Source organism: Auraticoccus monumenti, assembly GCF_900101785.1.
GTDB lineage: Bacteria > Actinomycetota > Actinomycetes > Propionibacteriales > Propionibacteriaceae > Auraticoccus > Auraticoccus monumenti.
The window spans coordinates 3,764,900-3,780,692 of the sequence record NZ_LT629688.1; the positions used below are offsets into that span (position 1 = coordinate 3,764,900).

Annotated in this window: 14 protein-coding genes and 1 pseudogene; 3 read left to right on the forward strand and 12 right to left on the reverse strand. The window is 73.9% G+C overall.

All coding sequences use genetic code 11. The features are described from left to right. Nucleotides 1–31: 31 nt before the first annotated feature. The 5 genes from BLT52_RS17435 to rpsO all read right to left on the reverse strand — a co-directional run bounded on the left by BLT52_RS17435 (nucleotide 32) and on the right by rpsO (nucleotide 5,597). A complete protein-coding gene (locus BLT52_RS17435) occupies nucleotides 32–760 on the reverse strand; it encodes an LmeA family phospholipid-binding protein (protein WP_090595308.1) in 729 nt (242 codons plus the stop codon). Further along, nucleotides 757–1,506 carry a 4-hydroxy-tetrahydrodipicolinate reductase gene (gene dapB, locus BLT52_RS17440; protein WP_090595310.1) on the reverse strand — a complete coding sequence of 250 codons (750 nt, stop codon included), beginning with the start codon at nucleotides 1,504–1,506 and terminating at the stop codon, nucleotides 757–759. Before dapB ends, BLT52_RS17435 begins: the two co-directional genes overlap by 4 nt. Then, nucleotides 1,503–2,864, reverse strand: a complete 1,362-nt coding sequence (locus tag BLT52_RS17445) for a M16 family metallopeptidase (RefSeq protein ID WP_090595311.1) — start codon at nucleotides 2,862–2,864, stop codon at nucleotides 1,503–1,505. The genes dapB and BLT52_RS17445 overlap by 4 nt, the downstream gene beginning before the upstream one ends. 14 nt (nucleotides 2,865–2,878) lie before the next feature. Beyond that, nucleotides 2,879–5,107 carry a polyribonucleotide nucleotidyltransferase gene (locus BLT52_RS17450; RefSeq protein ID WP_090595313.1) on the reverse strand — a complete coding sequence of 743 codons (2,229 nt, stop codon included), beginning with the start codon at nucleotides 5,105–5,107 and terminating at the stop codon, nucleotides 2,879–2,881. 226 nt (nucleotides 5,108–5,333) lie between these two features. Next, complete coding sequence (rpsO, locus tag BLT52_RS17455) at nucleotides 5,334–5,597, reverse strand: 30S ribosomal protein S15 (protein WP_090595315.1); 264 nt, start codon at nucleotides 5,595–5,597, stop codon at nucleotides 5,334–5,336. Nucleotides 5,598–5,892: 295 nt separating this feature from the next. Here rpsO and BLT52_RS17460 point away from each other — a divergent pair, with 295 nt between their 5' ends. Both BLT52_RS17460 and BLT52_RS17465 read left to right on the forward strand, forming a co-directional pair. Further along, the gene (locus BLT52_RS17460) at nucleotides 5,893–6,564 is read left to right on the forward strand and encodes an AzlC family ABC transporter permease (protein ID WP_090595316.1); all 672 of its coding nucleotides are present in this window, start codon (nucleotides 5,893–5,895) and stop codon (nucleotides 6,562–6,564) included. Further along, nucleotides 6,561–6,872: an AzlD domain-containing protein gene (locus BLT52_RS17465; RefSeq protein WP_090595318.1), complete on the forward strand. Its 312-nt coding sequence runs from the start codon at nucleotides 6,561–6,563 to the stop codon at nucleotides 6,870–6,872. The genes BLT52_RS17460 and BLT52_RS17465 overlap by 4 nt, the downstream gene beginning before the upstream one ends. Nucleotides 6,873–6,890: 18 nt before the next feature. On the opposite strand, the gene BLT52_RS17470 is transcribed toward BLT52_RS17465, so the two are convergent. The 7 genes and pseudogenes from BLT52_RS17470 to rimP form a co-directional block, all read right to left on the reverse strand. After that, nucleotides 6,891–7,781 (reverse strand): bifunctional riboflavin kinase/FAD synthetase, encoded by an 891-nt coding sequence (locus BLT52_RS17470; RefSeq protein ID WP_090595319.1) that lies wholly within the window; start codon nucleotides 7,779–7,781, stop codon nucleotides 6,891–6,893. Between the two features lie 46 nt (nucleotides 7,782–7,827). Next, nucleotides 7,828–8,742 carry a tRNA pseudouridine(55) synthase TruB gene (gene truB / locus BLT52_RS17475; RefSeq protein ID WP_090595321.1) on the reverse strand — a complete coding sequence of 305 codons (915 nt, stop codon included), beginning with the start codon at nucleotides 8,740–8,742 and terminating at the stop codon, nucleotides 7,828–7,830. Nucleotides 8,743–8,873: 131 nt separating this feature from the next. After that, nucleotides 8,874–9,296 (reverse strand): annotated as a pseudogene (gene rbfA / locus BLT52_RS17480) (30S ribosome-binding factor RbfA); the annotation flags it as partial. Between the two features lie 112 nt (nucleotides 9,297–9,408). After that, nucleotides 9,409–12,567: a translation initiation factor IF-2 gene (gene infB / locus BLT52_RS17485; protein ID WP_090595324.1), complete on the reverse strand. Its 3,159-nt coding sequence runs from the start codon at nucleotides 12,565–12,567 to the stop codon at nucleotides 9,409–9,411. A 178-nt stretch (nucleotides 12,568–12,745) separates the two neighbouring features. Continuing rightward, entirely contained in the window at nucleotides 12,746–13,024 is a 279-nt protein-coding gene (locus tag BLT52_RS17490) for a YlxR family protein (RefSeq protein ID WP_231946375.1), read from the reverse strand. A 9-nt stretch (nucleotides 13,025–13,033) separates the two neighbouring features. Beyond that, complete coding sequence (gene nusA, locus BLT52_RS17495; RefSeq protein ID WP_090595327.1) at nucleotides 13,034–14,029, reverse strand: transcription termination factor NusA; 996 nt, start codon at nucleotides 14,027–14,029, stop codon at nucleotides 13,034–13,036. Beyond that, nucleotides 14,029–14,679 carry a ribosome maturation factor RimP gene (gene rimP, locus BLT52_RS17500; RefSeq protein ID WP_090595328.1) on the reverse strand — a complete coding sequence of 217 codons (651 nt, stop codon included), beginning with the start codon at nucleotides 14,677–14,679 and terminating at the stop codon, nucleotides 14,029–14,031. Before rimP ends, nusA begins: the two co-directional genes overlap by 1 nt. A 147-nt stretch (nucleotides 14,680–14,826) precedes the next feature. Here rimP and BLT52_RS21755 point away from each other — a divergent pair, with 147 nt between their 5' ends. Then, complete coding sequence (locus BLT52_RS21755; protein ID WP_090595330.1) at nucleotides 14,827–15,762, forward strand: DUF4439 domain-containing protein; 936 nt, start codon at nucleotides 14,827–14,829, stop codon at nucleotides 15,760–15,762. The last annotated feature ends 31 nt before the right edge of the window (nucleotides 15,763–15,793 follow it).

A 15,793-nucleotide genomic window follows, 5' to 3' on the forward strand; every position in this document is an offset into this window, starting at 1 on the left:
CGGCCTTCGTGGCGACTCTAGCGCCACCGGGTCAGGAGAGGAGGACGTCCTCGCCGCTGAAGTCGACCGTCATGCCCTGGGCGGTGGAGCGGAGCGAGTCCGCGCCCAGCCCGAGCGGGAGGTCGAGCGGCACCGGGGTGACCGCGGTCGTGATGACCTGGTCGGCCACCACCTGGGGGACCTCGTAGCCGGCGACGTTCAGCCGGACGTCGCTGAGCACCAGCTGGCGCCCGTACGCCCCGTCCAGCACCGGCAGACCGTCCACCGACACCGGGACCTCGATGCCGAACACCTGGGTCGGCACGTCCACCCGCCACCGGGTGCCGGCGGGGCCCTCCTCCCCCGGAGCGATCGGGCGACCGGCGAGCCGGCTGATCTCGCCGTAGTCCACGTCGGCGCTGCCGGACAGCCGGTCCGCGGTCAGCGTGACGAAGCCGTCGGAGGAGCGGACGTGCTCCGCCACCACGTCCAGCCGCTGCACGGTGATCGAGTCCCGGGGGGTGCTGAGGGTGGTGCGGTCGCTGTGCACGACGACCCGCTCCAGGTCACCGCGCAGCGCCTGGGTGAGGAAGGGCCGGCCCTGGATGTCCAGCTGCGGCGGGACGTCGGCGCCCAGCCCCTGCTGCACCGACGTCCGGGCGCGCTCCTCCGCGGTCTCCGCGCCGACGTCGTCGCCCACCACCAGCCCGACCCCGAGCAGGGTCAGCACCAGCGCGCTGACCACCAGGGCCACCACGGCGCGCCGGGAGCGGCGGCTCACGGTGCCAGACCCAGGAAGGGCTCGATGCCCACGGTGAGACCGGGCCGCTGCCCGACCTGGCGGACCGCGGCCAGCACCCCGGGCATGAAGGAGGAGCGGGAGACGGAGTCGTGCCGGATGGTCAACGTCTCCCCCTCGTCACCGAGGAGCACCTCCTGGTGGGCCACCAGCCCGCGCAGCCGCACCCCGTGCACCCGGATCCCGTCCACGTCGGCGCCCCGGGCCCCCGGACGCTCCTCGGTGGTGGCGTCCGGCGGGGCGGCCACCCCGGCGGCCGCGCGGGCCGCGGCGATCCGCTGGGCGGTGCGGACGGCGGTGCCGGAGGGCGCGTCCACCTTGTCGGGGTGGTGCAGCTCGACCACCTCGACCGACTCGTAGAAGCGGGCGGCCTGCTCGGCGAAGTGCATCATCAGCACGGCGCCGATGGAGAAGTTGGGGGCCAGCACCACACCGGTGGCGGGCTCCTCGCCCAGCCAGCCGCGCAGCGTGGCCACCCGCTCGTCGGTGAACCCGGTGGTGCCGACCACGGCGTGCAGCCCGCGGTCGATGCACCAGCGCAGGTGGTCCATCACCACCGCGGGCTGGGTGAAGTGGACGACGACCTCGGCGCCGGCGGCGGCCTCGAGGTCGTCCTCCCGGTCCAGCGCGGCGACCAGCTCCAGGTCCTCGGCGCCCTGCACGGCCCGGACGGTCTCCGAGCCCATCCGGCCGGCGGCACCCAGCACCGCCACGGGGGTGCGGCTCATGTCGTCTCCTCGTCGTCGTCGGTCCTGCCGGCCGGCGGTCGGCTGAGCGCCTCGGCCCAGCCCTGCACCAGCCGCTCGAGCCGCTCCCGGCCCGGGGCCGGTCCGACCACAGCCAGCAGCGGCGGGGCGGTGACCACGTCGCGGGCGACCCGGCGGACGTCCTCTGCGGTCACGGCGTCGTAACCGGCCAGCACCTCGGTCAGGGTACGCGGGTCACCCGAGAGCTCGCTGCTGCCGAGCCGCGACATCCGGGCCGCCGGGCTCTCGTAGGCCAGCACCGTCTGCCCGCGCAGCTGTCCCCTGGCGCGGGCCAGCTCGGCCGCGGGCACCTCGTGGTGGACGACCTCGGCCAGCGCCTCGCGGACCAGGACGGCCACCGGCTCGACCCGGTCCGGGGTGCACTGCCAGTCGACGGTGAAGACGCCCGCGTCGGAGTAGGTGGTCTCACCGGCGTCGATGGAGTAGGTCAGCCCCCGGCGCTCGCGGACCTCCACGAAGAGCCGGGAGGACATGCCGCCGCCGAGCACGGTGCCGAGCACCCCCAGCGGGAAGCGGCGCTCGTCGAAGAGGCCGAACCCGGGGAAGGCCATCGAGACGGTGCACTGCTCGGTGGGCCGGGGCACCAGCTCCACGCCAGGCACGTGACGGCGCGCCGGCGGGCTGCTGCGCCGGGCCCGGTGCGGCTGGCGGACCGCGTCCAGGGGGGCCAGCTGGCGCACCAGCGCCTCGTGGTCGACCCGGCCGGAAGCGGCGACCACCAGCGAGCTCGGGCGGTAGTGCCGACGCCAGAAGCCGACCACCTGCTCCCGGGTCAGCGCCCCCACCGAGCCGGGGCTGCCGATGATGCTGCGGCCCAGGGTGTGGCCATGGAAGAGACGGGCGGCGACCAGGTCGGCGGCCACCTCACCCGCTTCGTCGGCGTGCATGGCGATCTCCTCCAGGATGACCTCCCGCTCGGCCTCGAGGTCCTCACCCAGGACGAGGGAGCCGGTCAGCATGTCGAGCAGCACGTCGGTGGCCAGCCCGGCGTCCTCGGCCAGCACCCGGGCGTAGAAGCAGGTCTGCTCCTTGCCGGTGTAGGCGTTCAGGTCACCACCGACCTGCTCGATCGCGGCGGAGATCTCCTCCGGCGCCCGGCGGCGGGTGCCCTTGAAGAGCACGTGCTCCAGGAAGTGCGAGGCGCCGTGCAGCTGGTCGGCCTCGTGCCGGGAGCCGACGCCGACGAAGAAGCCGATCGAGAACGTGTGGCTGCCCGGGACGTCCTCGGAGACGACGCGGAGGCCGCAGGCGAGCTCCGTGCGGCGGACTGCTCCGCCGAGGTGCGCGTCTGCGGCCTCCGTGTGGTGCGTCGTGGTCACTCTCCGCTGACGGCTCAGGCCTCGGCGGGAGCCTCGACGGGGGCGTCGGCGGCCGCTGCGGCCGCCTCCACCACCGGGACCAGGGACAGCTTGCCGCGGTCACCGACCTCGGCGATCTCGACCTGGATCTTCTGGCCGACCGAGACGACGTCGTCGACGTTGTTCACCCGCTGGCCGCCGTTGAGCTCGCGCAGCTTGCTGATGTGCAGCAGGCCGTCCTTGCCCGGCAGCAGCGAAATGAAGGCGCCGAAGTCGACCGTCTTGACCACGGTGCCGAGGTAGCGCTCGCCGACCTCGGGCATCGTCGGGTTGGCGATGGCGTTGACCATCGCGCGGGCGGCCTCGGCGGCCTCGCCGTTGTCGGCACCGATGTAGATGGTGCCGTCGTCCTGGACCGACAGGTTGGCCCCGGTGTCCTCCTGGATCTGGTTGATCACCTTGCCCTTGGGGCCGATGACCTCACCGATCTTGTCCACCGGGATGGTGACGGTGATGATGCGCGGCGCGTAGTCACTCATCTCGTCGGGTCCGTCGATGGCCTCGTTCATCACGTCGAGGATGGCGTGACGGGCGTCGCGGGCCTGCAGCAGCGCGCTGCGGAGCACCTCGGCGGGGATGCCGCTGAGCTTGGTGTCCAGCTGCAGGGCGGTGACGAACTCCCGGGTGCCGGCGACCTTGAAGTCCATGTCGCCCAGGGCGTCCTCGGCCCCGAGGATGTCGGTCAGCGCGACGTAGTGCGTCGTGCCGTCCAGCTCCTCGCTCATCAGACCCATCGCGATGCCGGCCACCGGCGCCTTGAGCGGCACGCCGGCGTTGAGCAGGGCCAGCGTGGAGGCGCAGACCGAGCCCATCGAGGTGGAGCCGTTGGACCCGAGGGCCTCCGACACCTGGCGGATGGCGTAGGGGAACTCCTCCCGCGTCGGCAGCACCGGCACCAGGGCCCGCTCGGCCAGGGCGCCGTGACCGATCTCGCGGCGCTTCGGGGACCCGACCCGGCCGGTCTCACCGGTGGAGTAGGGCGGGAAGTTGTAGTTGTGCATGTAGCGCTTGGTCTTCTCCGGCGCCAGGGTGTCCAGCTTCTGCTCCATGTCGAGCATGTTCAGCGTCGAGACCCCCAGGATCTGGGTCTCACCGCGCTGGAACAGCGCCGACCCGTGCACGCGCGGGATCACGTCGACCTCGGCCGACAGCGGCCGGATGTCGGCCAGCCCGCGGCCGTCGATGCGGACCTTCTCGGTCAGCGTGCGCTGGCGGACCAGCTTCTTGGTCAGGGCCTTGAAGGCGCCGGAGATCTCCTTCTCGCGGCCCCCGAACTGACCGGCCAGCTGGTCGGTGACCCGCTGGCGCAGACCGTGGGTGGCGTCGTCGCGCTCGGCCTTGCCGCCGATGGTCATCGCCTGGGCCAGCTCGGTGGCCGCAGCCGCCTCGACCGCGGCGTAGACGTCGTCCTGGTAGTCCAGGAAGACCGGGAACTCGGCGGTGGCCCTGGGGAAGCGGGAGGCCAGCTCGGCCTGGGCGTCGCAGAGGGCCTTGATGAAGGGCTTGGACGCCTCGAGCCCGGCGCCCACGACCTCCTCGGTGGGGGCGGTGCGACCGGAGCGCACCATCTCCCAGGTCTTCTCGGTGGACTCGGCCTCGACCATCATGATGGCGACGTCGCCGTCGGGCAGCACCCGGCCGGCCACGACCATGTCGAAGACGGCCTGGTCGAGCTGCTCGACGCTCGGGAAGGCCACCCACTGGTCACCGATCAGGGCGACGCGGACGCCGCCGATCGGGCCGGAGAACGGCAGGCCGGCGAGCTGGGTCGACATCGAGGCGGCGTTGATGGCCACCACGTCGTAGAGCACGTCGGGGTTGAGGGCCATCACGGTGACGACGACCTGGACCTCGTTGCGCAGGCCCTTGACGAAGGAGGGGCGCAGCGGGCGGTCGATCAGGCGGCAGGTGAGGATGGCGCCCTCGCTGGGGCGGCCCTCGCGGCGGAAGAACGAGCCGGGGATGCGGCCGGCGGCGTACATCCGCTCCTCGACGTCCACCGTCAGGGGGAAGAAGTCGATCGAGTCGCGCGGGGTCTTCTGCGCGGTGGTGGCCGAGAGCAGCATCGTGTCGTCGTTCAGGTAGACCACGGCCGCGCCGTCGGCCTGCTTGGCCAGCAGACCGCTCTCGAAGCGGACGGTGTGGGTGCCGAAGGTGCCGTTGTCCAGCACGGCCTCGGTGAACTGCAGGTCAGATCCCTCCATGGGATTCCTTTCGTGAGGCACCAGCACGGCTGTGCTGCGCCCTGACCCGGTCTTCGATCGAGGCCCGCGGAGCTCGTGCTCCGAAGGCCACTACCGAGGACCGAGGTCCCAGGACGTCCAGCGGGTGCCGGTGCGTGGGTTGGGGTGTTGAGTTGTGCGTCCCGGCCGGGCCGGGAACCGCGAACGGCTCCCCACGCGTGGTGGGGAGCCGTTCCCCGTCAGGGGGTCAGCGGCGCAGGCCGAGCCGCGCGATCAGCGACCGGTAGTGCTCGACGTCGTTCTTGGCCACGTAGTTGAGCAGACGACGGCGCTGGCCGACCATCAGCATCAGCCCGCGGCGGCTGTGGTGGTCGCCCTTGTGCACCTTGAGGTGCTCGGTCAGGTGCGCGATGCGCTTGCTGAGCAGGGCGACCTGGACGTCCGGGGAGCCGGTGTCGCCCTCGACGGTCGCGTACTCGTCGATGATCTTCTTCTTGGTGTCAGCATCCATGGGTGGGCTGAGCTCCTCTCGGACTCGTTGCGCGGCGCTCCCGCCAGCCGGCCCCTGGCCAGGCGTGGCTCCACTCCGTGTGGGTGGGAGCTCTTGGGTATCCGCGGCCGCTCGTACGGCAACAGGTGGACTCTACCAGCGCCCTCCGTGCCACAGCGAATCGTGCCCGCCTCCCCCGGACGGCGGCTGGCGGGCCGGCACGGTCGCGCTGCGCGGTCCGACGGGGGCCGACGCGGCCGGTCGGGTGCTGCCCGGCCGACGCCCCGTTCCTGCAGGGGGACGGTAGCCTGCGCGGGTGCTGCAGTCGCCCGCGGTCCGCGCCGGACTGGCCATCGCCGCGGCCACCGGGGTCTACGGCGTCTCCTTCGGGGCGCTGGCCACCACCGCCGGGCTGACGGTGCTGCAGGCCCAGGCGCTCAGCGCCCTGATGTTCACCGGCGGCTCGCAGTTCGCCTTCATCGGCGTGGTCGCCGGCGGGGGTGGCGGGGGTGCGGCCACCGCCGCGGCGGCGCTGCTAGGGATCCGCAACGGGGTCTACGCCGTCCAGCTCAACGCCCTGCTCGCCCCGCGCGGGCTGCTCCGCCGGCTGGCCCACGCCCACGTCACCATCGACGAGTCGACCGCGACCGCCACCGCCCAGCAGGACCCGGCGGAGCAGCGTCGGGGGTTCTGGGCGGCCGGGCTGGGGATCTTCCTCTGCTGGAACCTGTTCACCCTGGTCGGCTCGCTGGTCGGCAACGCCCTCGGCGACCCCCGGGCCTGGGGGCTCGACGGCGCCGCGGTGGCCGCCTTCCTGGGCCTGCTCTGGCCCCGGCTGAAGGGCCGGGACCCGATCGCGGTGGCGGTGGTCTGCGCCCTGGTCACCGTGGTCAGCGTGCCCTGGTTGCCACCGGGCCTGCCGATCCTGCTGGCCGCGGTGGTGGCCGTGGGCTGGCACCTGCTGCGGGCCCGAGGGGGCCGTCGATGACGCTCTGGGGGTGGGTCCTGCTCGCGTGCCTGATCGCCTTCGCCACCAAGGTGGCGGGCTGGCTGGTGCCGGCGGAGAAGCTGCAGCGGCCGTGGCTGCTGCAGACCGCGGCCACCCTGACCATCGGCCTGCTGGCCTCGCTCACCGTGGTCAACGCGGTGGCCGACGGGCAGGCGCTGCGCCCCGACGCCCGCCTGGTGGCGCTGGTCGCGGCCGCCCTGGCCCTGCTGGCGCGGGCGCCGTTCATCGTGGTGGTGCTGGTCGGCGCGGCCGCCGCGGCGGTCGCCCGGCTGCTCGGGCTGCCCTGAGCCGGGCCGCCTGGCCGCTCAGGCGCCGAGGATCTCGCGGATCCTGGCGACGTCGAGGTGGATCTGGGTGACCAGGTCCTCGACCCCGGTGTAGCGCACCTGGCCGCGGATCCAGGCGGTGAACTCGACCACGACCTCCAGGCCGTACAGCTGCAGGTCGGTGCGCCCGATCACGTTGGCCTCGACCCGGCGCTGGACGCCGTCGAAGGTGGGGTTGGTGCCCACCGAGATGGCGGCGGCGTGGCGGCCGGCGTCGGGGCCCTCGGGGACGGTCAGCCAGCCGGCGTAGATCCCGTCGGCGGGCACGGCCATCGACTCCGGCACCAGCAGGTTGGCGGTGGGGAAGCCCATCTCCCGACCGCGCTGGTCCCCCACCACGACGACCCCGCGGAAGCAGTAGGGGCGACCCAGCAGGGAGTTGGCCAGGGCGACGTCCCCCTCGGCCAGGGCGGCCCGGATCCGGGTGGAGGAGGCCGGGGCCCCGCCGGAACGGGCCAGCGGCACCGACTCCACCACCACGCCCTCGCCCAGCTCCTCGGCCAGGGTGGTCGCGGAGCCGCTGGCCCGGTGGCCGAAGGTGAAGCCCTCCCCGACCAGCACCCGGACCGGTTCCAGCGGGCGCAGCACCCGGTCGACGAACTCCGCCGGCGACCAGCGGGAGACCTCGGTGCTGAAGGGCACCACCACCACCTCGTCGGCGCCGGCGTCGCGGAGCAGCAGCTCGCGCTGGATGGGGTCCGACAGCAGCTTCGGCTCCGCGCCCGGTCGGACCACCGAGACGGGGTGCGGCCAGAACGTGACGGCGACGACGCGGGCCCCGGGCTCGCGCGCACGGGCCAGCTCCAGCAGCCGCCGGTGGCCGGTGTGCACCCCGTCGAAGGTGCCGATCACCACTGCTGACGTGCTCATCCCACCCCTGTCCACCCTGGCTGCCCGGTGCTCCGCTCGGCCGCGATCATCGTAGTGGCGCGTCGACGAAGACCGCCTCGGGCACCGCGTCCCCTTCCTGGGGGCGGTACAGGGCGAGGAAGTGGCCCTCGTCGTCGAAGACCGCGGTCAGCGGACCGGGCAGCGCGGTACCGGTCAGCCGCCGGCCGAAGCGGACGTCAGCGGCCCGGGCGGCGTCGAGGTCGAGACGGGGGAAGCACTCCGCGGCCACCTCGTCCAGACCCAGCACGGGCAGCGGCTCCGGTGCGGGGTCGAGGAGGCAGGAGCGGGCCAGGTCGAAGGGACCCACCCGGGTGCGGCGCAGCGCGGTCAGGTGCCCGCCGGTGCCGAAGCGCGTCCCGAGGTCGCGGGCCAGCGCCCTGATGTAGGTGCCGGAGCTGCAGACCACCTCGACGTCGGCGTCGAGGACGGCCGTGCCGTCGTCGGCGGTGGCCGCACGGGACCCCAGCAGCGTGAAGGAGTGGACGGTGACCGGTCGGGCGGCCAGCTCGACCTCCTCACCGGCGCGCACCCGGGCGTAGGAGCGCACGCCGCCCACCTTGATCGCCGAGACCGCGGTCGGCACCTGGGAGATCTCCCCGGTGAGTCCGGGCAGCGCGCCCCGCAGGTCGTCCTCGGACAGGCGGCCGGCCCCCGCTGCGGAGGTGACCTCTCCCTCGGCGTCGTCGGTGAGCGTCGCCTGGCCGAACCGCATGGTGGCGCGGTAGCCCTTGGTGGTGCGCATCAGGTGGCCGAGCAGCCGGGTGGCCCGGCCGATCCCGACCACCAGCACGCCGGTGGCCATCGGGTCCAGGGTGCCGGCGTGACCCACCTTGCGGGTGCCGGCCAGTCGGCGAACCCGGCCCACCACCTGCTGGGAGGTGAGCCCCGCCGCCTTGTCGACGACCAGGACGCCGGTGGGTGCAGCGTCCGGGGAGGTCACCGGGCGTCGGTGTCGTCGTCCGGGACCTCGGCGGCCGGCGCGTCGGCGTCGGGCTCGTCGGACCCGGCCTCGGGCAGCCCGTCCTCGTCCAGGTCGTCCTGGCCGTCCAGGTCGTCGTCCTCGTCGAGCTCGTCGTCCTCGCGGGGCTTGCGGTAGGGGTCGGCCTCGCCGGCGTAGCTGGCCTGGGCGGCCCGGGCGGCCACCTCGGCGTCGCCGGAGCGCGCCTGGGCCAGCAGGTCCTCGAAGCGCTGGGCGGTCTCCGGCACCGCGTCGAGCACGAAGGCCAGCGAGGGGGTGTAGCGCAGACCGAGCTGCTTGCCGACCTGGGTGCGGATCACCCCGGTGGCCGAGGCCAGCGCGGCCGCGGTGCCGGCGCGGTCGGCGTCGGTGCCCAGCACGGTGTAGAAGACGGTGGCCTCGCGGCTGTCGCCGGTCAGCCGGACGTCGGTGACGGTGACGAAGCCCAGCCGCGGGTCCTTGATCCGACGCTCCAGCATCTGCGCGGCGATGACCTTGATCTGGTCGGCCAGCTTGAGCACTCGCGGTGACGGCACGGTTCCTCCTCGTTCGGGGCGGCTCCCCAGCCTACCGGCGCCCGGGCGGGTGCCCGGACGCGCCGGCGGCGCGCCCCCGGGTGGGGGCGCGCCGCCGGATGGTGCAGTGACCTCAGCTGCGGGGCTTCTCCCGCATCTCGAAGGTCTCGACGATGTCGCCGGTCCGGATGTCGGAGTAGTTCGAGAGCGTCAGACCCGCCTCGTACCCCTCGCGCACCTCGGTGGCGTCGTCCTTCTCCCGCCGCAGCGAGCCGATGCTCGACTCGTGCACGACCACCCCGTCGCGGAGCAGACGCGCCTTGGCGTTGCGCCGCATGATGCCGCTGGTGACCATGACACCGGCGATGATCCCGGCCTTGGAGGAGCGGAAGATCTCGCGGATCTCCGCGGTACCCAGCTGGGCCTCCTCGTAGATCGGCTTGAGCATCCCCTTCAGCGCCGCCTCGATCTCGTCGATCGCGTCGTAGATCACCGAGTAGTAGCGGATGTCGACGTTCTCGCGGTCGGCCATCTCGGTCGCCTTGCCCTGGGCACGGACGTTGAAGCCGATGATCACCGCACCCGAGGCCGCCGCCAGCGAGACGTTGGTCTCGGTGATGGCACCCACACCACGGTCGATCACGCGCAGCGACACCTCGTCGCCGACGTCGATCTTGCTGAGCGAGTCCTCCAGCGCCTCCACCGAGCCGGACCCGTCACCCTTGAGGATGAGCAGGAGCTCGCTGGTCTCGCCCTTCTCCATCTGCTCGAACAGCTGGTCGAGGGTCTTGCGGCGGGCACCGGAGGCCTGGGCGGCCATCCGGAGCCTGGACTCGCGGCGCTCGGCGATCTGCCGGGCCATCCGGTCGTCGTTGACGACGAGGAAGCTGTCGCCCGCGCCGGGGACGGCGGTCAGACCGAGCACCTGGACCGGGGTGGACGGCAGCGCCTCGTCGAGGGTGTTGCCGTTGTCGTCGATCAGGGCACGGACGCGGCCGTAGGCCGGCCCGCAGACGATCGAGTCGCCCACCCGCAGGGTGCCGCGCTGGACCAGGACGGTGGCCACGGGGCCACGACCCTTGTCCAGGTGGGCCTCGACGGCCACACCCTGGGCGTCCATGGAGTCGTTGGCCCGCAGGTCCAGCGACGCGTCGGCCGTCAGGATGATGGCCTCCTGCAGGGCGTCCAGACCGAGGCGCTGGGTGGCGGAGACGTCGACGAACATGGTGTCGCCGCCGTACTCCTCCGGGACCAGGCCGTACTCGGTGAGCTGGCCGCGCACCTTCGTCGGGTCCGCGCCCTCCTTGTCCACCTTGTTGACCGCCACCACGATCGGGACGTCGGCCGCCAGCGCGTGGTTGAGGGCCTCGATGGTCTGAGGCATCACACCGTCGTCGGCCGCCACCACCAGCACGGCGATGTCGGTCGCCTTGGCGCCACGGGCACGCATGGCGGTGAACGCCTCGTGACCGGGGGTGTCGATGAAGGTGATCTTGCGCTCGTTCTCGTCCACGACCGTGTCGATCTGGTAGGCCCCGATGTGCTGGGTGATCCCACCGGCCTCGCCGGCCACCACGTTGGAGCGACGCAGCGCGTCCAGCAGCTTGGTCTTTCCGTGGTCGACGTGACCCATCACGGTCACGACCGGCGGACGGGCCACCAGGTCGCTCTCGTCGCCCTCGTCCTCACCGAACTCGAGGTCGAAGCTCTCCAGCAGCTCGCGGTCCTCGTCCTCGGGCGAGACGACCTCGATGCGGTAGTTGAGCTCCCCACCGAGCAGCTGCAGGGTCTCGTCGTTGACCGACTGCGTCGCCGTGACCATCTCACCGAGGTGGAACAGCGCCTGCACCAGCGATGCCGGCTCGGCGCCGATCTTCTCGGCCAGGTCGGTCAGCGAGGCCCCGCGGGCCAGCCGGATGGTGGAGCCGTCGCCCTTGCGGACGCTCACGCCGCCGAAGGACGGCGCCTCCATCTGGTCGAACTCCTGGCGACGCTGCTTCTTGGACTTCCGTCCACGACGCGACGGACCGCCCGGACGCCCGAAGGCGCCCTGGGTGCCGCTGCCACCACGACCACCGCGCCCACCACGGGCACCGGCGGGCGGGCCGAAGCCACCGCCGCCGCCACCACCGGGGCCACCGCGACCGGGGCCGCCGGGTCCACCGGCGCGACCGCGACCGGCACCGGGGCCGCCACGGCCACGGGCCGGGGCCCCCAGCTGCCCGGAGGACTGCTTGGGCATCATCGCCGGGTTGGGACGCGGCATCCCCGCGACGCCACCACCGGGACGGGGCCCGGGAGCACCACCGGGGGCACCGGGGCCGCCGGGACGACGGGCCGCCGGCGGACGGGGGCCACCCGGACGGGCGGCCTCCGCGGGACGGGTGTCGTCACGCGGCGGGCGGGGACGCTGGGTCCCCATGCCCTGCGAGGACGCGAACGGGTTGTTGCCCGGGCGCGGGGCCGAGGGCCCACGACGGGGACCGGGCTGGCTGCTCGGCAGCCCACCGGTGGAACCGGCGCGCGGCGGGCGACCACCCGGGGCCGCCGGACGGGGCCCGGGTGCGCCGGGGCGCGGGGCACCGGGACGCGGGGCGTCGGCGGACGGGCGCTGCGGGGCACCGGGACCTGGGGCCGGGCGCGAGGGCTGCTCGGAGGAGCGGGCCTCGGGACGCGCGACCTGGGGGGTCTGCGGTGCCTGCGGCGCACGGGGTCCGGGGACCTGCGGTGCAGGGGTCCCGGGCGTCTGCGGTGCAGCGGACCCGGGTGCCTGCGGTGCGGCGGACCCGGGTGCCTGCGGCGCGGTGGACTCAGGTGCCTGCGGTGCGGTGGACCCGGGCGCCTGCGGCGCGCTGGACTCGGGCGCCTGCGGCGACGGGTTCGTGGACGCGGGGGTCCTCGACACCGGGGCCTGCGGGGCCGGGGTCCGCTGCGGGGCGGGTGCCTGGGCGGCGGGCGCCGGGGTGGCCTCGGCCTGCGGGGCCGGCGCCTGCGAGGCCGGCGCGGGCCGGGTGCTCGGGGCGGACGGCTGACCGGGACGGGGGCCACGGGGGCCGGGCTGGCCGGCTCCGGGGCGCGGACCCGGGGCGGACGGCTTGGCCGACGGTGCCGGGGCCGCGGTGCCGCCGCCGACCTCGGCGCGCAGCTTCTCGGTGAGACGGCGCACCACGGGGGCCTCGATGGTCGACGACGCCGACCGGACGAACTCCCCCATGTCACCGAGGGTCTTCAGTACTTCCTTGCTCTCGACTCCGAACTCTTTCGCGAGCTCGTAGACACGGACCTTTGCCACTCTTCTCCCATCGGTCCGCGCCTGCACGCGGACCACTCAGTTGTACTGGCTCATTGAGGATTACTCATCGAGTCGTCATGAGCGTCAGCTCACTTTCTGGTCTGACCGGCACCGGATGGTGCCGATCGGTTCGGATAGCCGCTCCTGCACGGAGAGGCCACGTCACGCTCGTCCTAGTCTACGCCCGCGGACGCAGGTCCGGCGACACGGACCCGAGCGCGCGGGCAGCCTGCTCCGGGTCGACCCCGGTGAGGCGGAGGGCGCGGCCGAGGGCCCGGCGACGGATCGCGAGCTCGAGGCACGCCGGGTCGTGGTGCAGGTAGGCACCGCGGCCCGGGGCGGTCTGGTTCGGGTCGGCCAGCACCTCGCAGGTGCCCGGCCGTCCCACCAGACGCAGCAGGAGGGACTTCTCGGACCGTTCCCGGCAACCCACGCAGGTGCGTACCGGACGATCCACCGGCACAGCCTACCCGTTCGGGCGCTGGACGGGTTCCTCGGGCTGGGCGTCGGAGCGGATGTCGATCCGCCAGCCGGTCAGCCGCGCGGCCAGGCGGGCGTTCTGGCCCTCGCGGCCGATGGCCAGCGAGAGCTGGTAGTCCGGCACCACCACGCGGGCCGACCGGGTGGCCGCGTCCACGATGGTGACCGAGCTGACCTTGGACGGGGAGAGGGCGGACCCGATGAAGGACGCCGGGTCCTCCGACCAGTCCACGATGTCGATCTTCTCCTCGCTCAGCTCGTGCATCACCGCGCGCACCCGCTGCCCCATGGGCCCGATGCAGGCGCCCTTGGCGCTGACGTCGCGGTGGTGGCTGACCACGGCGATCTTGGTCCGGTGCCCCGCCTCGCGGGCCACCGCCTTGACCTCGACCACGCCCTGGGCGATCTCGGGGACCTCGAGCTTGAACAGGTTGCGGACCAGGTCCGGGTGGGTGCGCGAGACCACCACCTGGGGCCCGCGGAGGTCCTTGCGCACGGCGACCACCTGCACCCGCAGCCGGCGGCCGTGGGTGTAGCGCTCACCGGGGGTCTGCTCGGCCAGCGGCATGATCGCCTCGATCTTGCCCAGGTCGACCAGCACCGTGCGGGACTTGGAGTCCTGCTGCACCACCCCGGAGAGGATGTCGCCCTCGGAGCCGGAGAAGTGTCCGAACTTCTGCTCGTCCTCGGCCTCGCGGATGCGCTGGACGATGACCTGGCGTGCCGTCGAGGCCGCCACCCGGCCGAAGCCCTCGGGGGTGTCGTCGTACTCCCCCACCCGCTCGCCGTCCTCGTCGGTCTCGGGGACCATCACCTGCACCTTGCCGCTCTTGCGGTCCAGGTTGATCCGCGCACCGGGCACCGCGCCCTCGGTCTTGTCGTAGGCCTGCAGCAGGGCGTCCTCGAGGGCGGCCAGGAGGACGTCGAGCGGGATCTCGCGGTCGCGCTCCAGCGACTTGAGCGCCGTCATGTCGATGTCCATCAGTGCCTCTCCCCGTCCTGCGGCGTGGTGTCCGCCGCGTCGTCCTCGTCCTCGTCGTCGTCGTCCTCGTCGAGCCCGTCGTCGACCGCGTCCTCGTCGTCCTCGTCGTCCTCGTCGTCCTCGTCGTCCAGGTCGTCGTCGTCGAGGTCGTCGTCCCCGCCCACCACGTCGGGGACCACCTCGTCGGGGTCCGGGCGGCGGTTGAACTCGATCTGGACGAGCGCCTTGGTGATCTGGGCGTAGGCCAGCCGCCGCTCACGTCCCTTGACGTCGAGGGTGACGCCCTCGTCGTCGCTGGCCACGATCCGGCCGGTGACCTCGTGCTCGCCCGTGCGCACCGTGACCAGCCGGCCGGTGTTGCGCCGCCAGTGCTGGGGCCCGGTGAGGGGGCGGTTCACGCCGCGGGAGGAGACCTCGATGGTGTAGGGCGAGACACCGCTCGGGTCGCGCTCGTCGACCACGGCGTTGAGCACCTTGGCCGCGCGGGCGATGTCGTCCAGCAGCGGGCCGCGTCCGTTGGGGCCGTCGCCGTCGACCACCACCTGGACCACCTTGCGGCGACCAGCGGCCTTGACGCTGAGGTGCTCCAGCTCCAGACCGCGCTCGCGCAGGATCGGCTCGAACAGGGGTGCCAGCTCAGAGTCAGCCACGGCTGCTCCCTCCGTCCACTTGGGTGCTTCAGTTGTCGCGCGGCCGTCAGCGGGTGACGACCACGACGGGCCAGCATATCGCCTGCACCCCCTCCCGCTCGACCGCGACGAGGCCGACGCCTCCTGCTGCTGCGGTAGCGTCTCGGCGTGCTCCCGGTGACCCGTCGCGACCTCCTCGCCGCACTGGCCGGGGTGGCCGTGCTGCCGCTGGCCGCCTGCGCGCAGGGCAGCCCGGTGGTGCGGGGCGGGCCGACCGCCCCACCTCCCCGTCCGACGGCCCCGGTCGTCCCCGGCGCGCCGGAGGGCGCCGACCGCGAGGACGTCCTGGCCGCCCTGGCCCGGGGACGCGGTCGCGGGGAGGAGGGCGGGGACGCCGACCGCTGGGTCACCCTGGCCGAGGTCCACGCCGAGCACGCGCTGGTGCTGCGTCGACCCGACCCCACCGTCCCGCCGCCCGGCGCCGGGCCGTCCCCCACCCCTGCGCCCGTCCCGGCACCGCCGGAGGGCGCCCGCTGGGAGGAGGAGGCGGCCACCGCCGCCGAGGAGCACCGGCGCAGCGCCGCGGCGGCCTCCGGGGACCTGGCGCTGCTGTGGGCCTCGCTCGCCGCCTTCGCCGCGGCCGCCCCCCGGGCCGCCGTCCTCGCCCCCGCCGCGCCACCACCGCTGACGGCCGCCCCCAGCGACGACCTGGCCGCGATGGGCGACCTCGTCACCGCGCTGCACCAGGCGGTCTTCGGCTACGAGCTGGCCCTGGTGCCGCTCGCCGGAGGTGGTGAGCAGGACGCCGTCCGGTCGCGGCTGGAGCAGCTGCTCGGTACCCGGGACCGGGTGGGTGCCGTGCTGGCCGCACGCGGTCGGGCCGTCCCGACGGCGGCCACCGGCTACGACGTGGAGGTCCCCGGTGACGAGGCGGCCTCGCGCCGGCTGCGGCGCGCGGTGGAGGGCGGGCTGCTGCCCTGGTCCGGGGGCTGGGTGCGGGCCAGCGGCGACCGCGAGCGCCCGGCCGCGGTGGCGGCCCTGGTCTCCGGCACGGTCACCGCGGCCGCGCTGGGCTCGGAGCTGGGGGCCTGGCCGGGCTGGTGAGCCGACGGCCGCCAGCGCGAGGTGGCGGGGC